Raw genomic sequence first — 5,959 nt, forward strand, 5'->3', positions numbered from 1 at the left:
TCTCGTGGGCGAGCCGGTACCGGCGCCTGGCCCCCATTGCTTGGATCGAGATCGAGACCGTCCGGTTTGACACGCAGGCGCTGCACCACCCGGAGATCTTTGGGGTGGAGTACCAGCGTGGCGAGCTGTTCGGCTATGAAGTCCGCGAGTACTTGCTGGAGAAATGGGGACGCCGCTGTGTGTACTGTGGCGCGGAGAACGTGCCACTGGAGATCGAGCACATCATTCCGAAGTCGAGAGGGGGAACTGATCGGGTGAGTAACCTCACAGTGGCTTGCCGCGTCTGCAACCAGGCCAAGGGGAACCGGACGGCGGAGGAGTTTGGCCACCCGGAAGTGCAAGCCAGGGCGAAGATGCCGCTGAAGGACGCCGCGGCCGTCAACAGGACGCGCTCCGCGATCCGGAACGGTCTGTGTGCCCTGGGCCTCCTGGTTGGCTCATGGACGGGCGGGCGGACGAAGTGGAACCGGGAACGGTTGGGACTCCCGAAGACGCATGCGTTGGACGCCCTGTGCGTGGGCGATCTTGCCGGGGTGTCCGGCTGGCATGCCCCGGTTCTTGCCATCAAGGCACTGGGACGCGGGCAGCGGTGCCGGACGAACGTGGACGCCCACGGGTTCCCGCGCGGATACAGGATGCGTTCCAAGACGGTGCGTGGATTGCGCACGGGGGATCTGGTGCGTGCGGAAGTACCGAGGGGCAAGCGCACCGGAGTCCATGTTGGCCCGGTGGCCGTGCGCGCCTCTGGATCGTTCCGGGTGGGAAAAGCGGATGGGATTTCGTGGAGGTGGTGTCGCCTGCTTCAGCGGGCAGATGGATACGGATATATGATGAAAGGCGGGCGCGGCGCCTCCTCCCCAGGCGTGAACGCCGGGGCTTCCGGCGCCGCATGATTTGGTGAACCGCTGAGACGAGAGTGGCCAGGTAGCTACAGCCAGAGCCACCCAAACGAGACGAGGCCCAAAAACCAGAAGGAGCGAGCCAGGGCAATGATGCCCCTACTACCAAGGAGGCCCTATGCAGACAGGTTCGCAGCTCGTGCGTCCTCTGACCTCCTGTGATCTCGCCCACGTTCAGAAGCTCCTGCTGTTCTCAGATTACGTCTACCAGCGCTTCACTGCTCAGGAGCTGTCGCGCCTCCTGGAGCACTATCCCGGCTGGGGTCTCTTCCACGCTGAGCAGCTGCAGAGCTTTTTGCTTTCCCAGGCCCTGAATCCACCAGTGGCCTGGATTGGCGGCTTCGGCGTGAGCTGGAGCGAACATCGACGCGCTTTTGACCATCTCGACCGCCTGCTGGATTACCTGCAACCCAGCCTGCAGGCGCGCGGCGTCACCCAACTCTATTACTCGGGCAACGACCTGGAACAAGACTGGCTGCGCACCCCACTGCTCAGGCGGGGCTTCGAGCCGCATAGCCTTCTCTATGCCTACGACAAATTCGACTACCGTGTCCCCACGCACGGCAACCAGGAGGTCAGCATACGCAGCGTGCGCAACAGCGACTTCGAGGCCCTCTGTGAGATCGAGCGGCTCTGCTTCGCGCCGCTGTGGCGCTACGACGCCGCGGCTTTTGCCGACATCGCCGCCACTCATCCCTACTTCGTCGTGGCGGAGTTGGAGGGACGCCTCGTCGGCTACCAGTTCAACACCGTCGATGAGGGCTACGGCTACTTGATCCGCATCGCCGTCCATCCGGCCTTCAGCGGGCAGGGGATTGGCGCCCGTCTGATGGCCGAGGCCATTAGCTTCTTTGCTCGTGCGGGCGCGCGCCGCATCATGCTGAATACCCAGGAGGACAACCAGCGGGCCCACCGCCTCTACGAGTGGTTCGGCTTCGTTCGGATGCCTCAGCGCGGCTTCATCTTGCGCAAGGAGCTGTCTGCCGCGAGCACCTCCTGACCTCTCACCCCTCGACCGACGAGGGGAGGAGAAACGGAAGCGAAGCGGAAGGAGAGGGAGCCAGCGGCACGCTCGTAGAGCATGAGGCAGGCCACTGGCTTTCTCTCTCGCTCGCTTGGTCAGCAAGGAAGAAAGGCATGGTCCGAAGCTGCCGGTCTGGTCAGCTCAGTTGGTTAGAGGCTATAGACTCCCGTCAGGCGCATGACCTCCAGCGGCTCGGAGCGATTCTTGACAGAAACCGTCCCAACATGGTCGATCTGGACATGCTGGCGCACGCGGTAGAAGGTCGGAGCATTCAGGTAGATATTATTATCGTCGGCCCTGGACTGGAGACGGGCCGCCACGTTGACGGTATCGCCAATGGCCGTATAGTTCTGAATGCGACCGCGTGAGCCGATATTGCCTACGATCGCCAGGCCAGTATTGACTCCGATGCCGAACTTGACGGGCACCTCGTCGGGATGGCGACGACCGTAGTCGAGAATTGCCTGACGCATCTTCCAGGCCGCCCGCACCGCCCGCAAGGGATGATCATCCTGCTCCAAGGGGGCATTGAAAATAGCCATGAGTTCATCGCCCCAGAAGGCCGTTAGCGTTCCTCCCTCGTCCCAGATGGCTTCTACCATCAGATCCAGATAGTTATTGAGCAGATTCATCATCTGCTCCGGCGGAAGACGCTCAGCCAGGCTGGTATACCCCCGGAGATCAGCGGAAATGACCGAGATTTCGCGAGTCTCACCACCAAGCTTGAGCGAGCGCGGGTCTTCAATCAGGCGCTTGACCACGCTGGGATGGACATAGCGCCCGAAGAGCGATTTGATCTCACGCGCCTCGGCCTGCGCACGCTTCAGGTCGGTGCGATCGTCGATAACGAGGGCCGTGCCAATATGTTGACCATGCTCATCCCGCAGGGCGGTCACATAGAAATTCATATTGACCCAGCCCAGTCCCGCGACCTCACCCTCGAAGGCTACAGGCACACGCGTGCCATGTTCATGGTGCAGTAACGCCTCCTGCAGCAGATCGACCAGGCCCAGCTCTGGAAGCGCCCCCAACACCTCGCGGTAGTGCCTGCCCAGCACCGCGCGCTGATCCAGCTTCAGGATCGCGCCCGCCGCCCGATTGAAGGTCGTGATCATCCCTTGAGGATCAGTGGTGATCACGCCGTTGGCAATCGAGGCAAAGATGTTGTCCATGTACTGCTTATCTTCGTTGACCTGGCGCAGGGTGCGCTGCAGATCAGCGAAGAGGCGGGCGTTGTCAATGGCAATGGCCGCCTGATGGCAGAAGGCAAAGAGCAGATCACGCTGCTGAGGGCCAAATAAGTTAGCGCTCAGGCGACTGTCTACATAGACAGCTCCTATACAGCGATCGCGCACCACAAGCGGTGCGCACATAATAGAGCGGATGCGGTTCTCAATGATACTGCGCTGATCTTTGAGATTCTGATCTTCCTGAGCATTGCTGGTCAGGATCGGCTGACGCGTCTGGATGACGCGATTGACCGTGCTCTGGCTGATGCCCAAATTAAAGGCATCGCGCTCCAGGCTGCGGGCGTCCTTGGTGCGCGCAATCTTAAACTCCAGCTCGCCCTGCTCGTTAAGCAAGACCAGAAAGCCGCGTTCGGCTCCCACAAAGCTGATCACCTGATCCATGACCAGGCGCAGCACCTCGTTGAACTCCAGCGTCGAGTTCAAGGTACGCGCAATCTCATAGAGCGTTTCCAGCTCATGACGCTCGCGTTTGAGGACCGTGATACTACTGCGCAGCTTCTCCTGCTCGCGCTCGAGCGCCGCCGTCTCGTGGTGCTCCAGGCGCCGCTGCAGATTCAGTATGAGCTGGCTCAGGCGCGACAGTTCCAGATCGGCACGGCGACTGACCGCCAGCGTCTTACTGAGGAGCTGGACACGCGGATCACTCAGATGACTGGCATAGGTCCCCTCAACAGCGCGCTCCAGCTCACGCGTGTGCTCGTGCAACTGGCCAGAAATACGCTTCAGGGCCTCGCTCAGCGAGTGCAACTCCCCCAGGTCCGTCAACACTGTGCGTCCCTCCCTCCGAAGCAGCCAGAAGATGATGAAGATGAAGATGCCTCTCTTCGCAACGCTGCCTTATTATAGCACAGGGGCAGAGCAGACAAAGAGAGACTATCAACCTGCTGCGTGAGAGATACAGGGCAGACGGGATAGACCAGTCAGAGCGAGACTCAGCACGGCAACAGCGCCGCTAAGCCTCGCTCCAGACCCAGAGACCGCCCCACCGGGGCGCGCGTACAGGAAGATCAACGGCGCGCTTCCTCAATGGCGCCATCAGTCATGACTAGAGGCCGTCCTTGCCCTTCTGAGCCAGGTAGCTGCGCAGTGAGAGGGGCTGAAAACCAAACTGGCGCTCGACCGCATCGAGGGCGGTGATGTTGTCGAAGGTAAAGAGAGTCAGGGCTGCCCGCGTAATCGGCGGTTTGGGCAGGACCAGCTCCATAGCTGTGGCCCCGATCCGCGCCAGGAAGAGGGGTAGAGGTAAGGCAGGGCGTCGCACGTGCAGCGTCTCCATCAGCAGGTTGATAATTTGGGCAAACGTATAATACTCTGGGCCGCCGATCACAAAGGTGCGGTTGCGGCTGCCCGCTGGATCGTCTAGCAGGTGCAGAATAACGCTGACCACATCCTCAACGTAGATCGGCTGGAAGCGCAGCGAGCCACCGCCGATCAGGGGGACGACCGGCGCGCTGCGGATCAGATCCGCCAGCCCCTTGAAGAAGGGGGCGCCTCTTCCAAAGAGGACGGAGGGCTGCACGATACTCCATTCAAGGGCACTCTTTTTGAGGACCTCCTCGGCCAGGTAGCGCCCTTGCATGTAGCTGCCGGGCCGATCTGGCCTGGTTCCCAGACCGCTGAGTTCGATCATGCGCCGGACGCCGGCGGCCAGCGCCGCATTGACCAGATTGGTGGTGCCGGCAACATTGGTCCCCTCATAGGTATTGCCTGCCGACTGCTTGCGGTCGGCAGTCATAAAGGCCGCATGGATGACCGTGTCGACACCGCGCAGGGCCGGCTCCAGCGAGACCGGGCGCGTTGTCGCCCCTTCTACCAGCTCGACATGCTCCACTGGCAGGAGCTGAGCAGCGCGATGGCGGTCGCGTACCAGGCAGCGCGGTCGCTCGCCTCGCTCGACCAGCCGCTGCACCAGGTGTCTTCCGATAAAGCCAGTTGCACCCGTAATCAGGATCATAGCTTCTCTCCTCACTGCTGCCACCCCTGCGCTCTTTAAGCGGCTGGCAGCTAGCTGCCAGCCGGCGCCGTGTGGCAGACATGCTTTCTTCGCCAGCGATGGCGAGATCCCTCAGAGAAGAAGACGTCACAGGAGCCTTTAACAGAGACCGCCTCCTGCGGTTAGAGCAGGACCGAGCTTGCAGGCTCCCCAACGCAGGCAGGAGAGCAGCAGGCCAGCGCTGAACCAGCAGGCAAAGCTGTGGGGAAACCAGCCCGGAGCAAGTCGGGAAGAACCAATAATAGCCAGAACAAGCCTCGCCTGCCAGGGGGCAGGCGAGGCGAAATAGTTCACCCACTCGTCGGTTGCCTGACCTGTCCCGGCTCACTCGCACTGCAGCCTAACCAGGACAGCCGCCCCCGACCAGGGAAAGAGGCCAACTACGCCCCTTCCCTAACCCGGCCCCTGCCACTCAGGTCTCGCGAACAGCAATCTATCGACAGGTAACGTCTCCCAAGACAGCCGGTACAACATCATGCAAACCTCTCTTTGGACAAGCCTGGCCGCTATTTCGTGATATTGAGACCGTCCACATGTTCGATCTCGATGCGCCGGCCCAAATGACGCTCCAGCACTTTGAGAATTTTATTTACGGTAACACGCGTTGTTGGGCCACCGTGGCTAATGCGGGTGATCGTAGCAGGCGCAATGCCCGTCTCGCGGGCCAGCTCCGTCTTGCGGAGGGCTGCTTCAGCGATCAGGTCGTCCAGTGTTGGCATCTCACTCTCTCCTTTGCTCTCTTTATGGAGCAATATTGTAATTATAATATATAACACGGATAACATATTTTTTG

Annotated in this window: 5 protein-coding genes; 2 read left to right on the top strand and 3 right to left on the bottom strand. The window is 60.9% G+C overall.

Going from position 1 to position 5,959, the window contains the following annotated elements; all coding sequences use genetic code 11:
* Positions 1-893 (top strand): RNA-guided endonuclease IscB (iscB, locus tag IRZ31_RS19595; RefSeq protein ID WP_297156888.1); only part of this gene is annotated, 893 nt, incomplete at its 5' end.
* A gap of 124 nt (positions 894-1,017) precedes the next feature.
* On the top strand, positions 1,018-1,899 hold the full coding sequence (locus tag IRZ31_RS19600) for a GNAT family N-acetyltransferase (RefSeq protein ID WP_297156891.1): 882 nt from the start codon (positions 1,018-1,020) through the stop codon (positions 1,897-1,899).
* A gap of 173 nt (positions 1,900-2,072) precedes the next feature.
* On the opposite strand, the gene IRZ31_RS19605 is transcribed toward IRZ31_RS19600, so the two are convergent.
* The 3 genes from IRZ31_RS19605 to IRZ31_RS19615 form a co-directional block, all read right to left on the bottom strand.
* Positions 2,073-3,941: an adenylate/guanylate cyclase domain-containing protein gene (locus tag IRZ31_RS19605; RefSeq protein WP_297156894.1), complete on the bottom strand. Its 1,869-nt coding sequence runs from the start codon at positions 3,939-3,941 to the stop codon at positions 2,073-2,075.
* A gap of 277 nt (positions 3,942-4,218) precedes the next feature.
* Positions 4,219-5,127 carry a complex I NDUFA9 subunit family protein gene (locus IRZ31_RS19610; protein ID WP_297156897.1) on the bottom strand — a complete coding sequence of 303 codons (909 nt, stop codon included), beginning with the start codon at positions 5,125-5,127 and terminating at the stop codon, positions 4,219-4,221.
* A gap of 545 nt (positions 5,128-5,672) precedes the next feature.
* Positions 5,673-5,885: a helix-turn-helix transcriptional regulator gene (locus IRZ31_RS19615; protein ID WP_170293138.1), complete on the bottom strand. Its 213-nt coding sequence runs from the start codon at positions 5,883-5,885 to the stop codon at positions 5,673-5,675.
* Positions 5,886-5,959 lie beyond the last annotated feature (74 nt).

The sequence above is a fragment of the Thermogemmatispora sp. genome, assembly GCF_019683635.1.
Lineage (GTDB): Bacteria > Chloroflexota > Ktedonobacteria > Ktedonobacterales > Ktedonobacteraceae > Thermogemmatispora.

Excerpts from the sequence above, each read along its gene's own strand:
- IRZ31_RS19610 (WP_297156897.1), bottom strand. The coding sequence starts at position 5,127 with ATGATCCTGATTACGGGTGCAACTGGCTTTATCGGAAGACACCTGGTG.
- IRZ31_RS19615 (WP_170293138.1), bottom strand. The coding sequence starts at position 5,885 with ATGCCAACACTGGACGACCTGATCGCTGAAGCAGCCCTCCGCAAGACG.
- IRZ31_RS19600 (WP_297156891.1), top strand. The coding sequence starts at position 1,018 with ATGCAGACAGGTTCGCAGCTCGTGCGTCCTCTGACCTCCTGTGATCTC.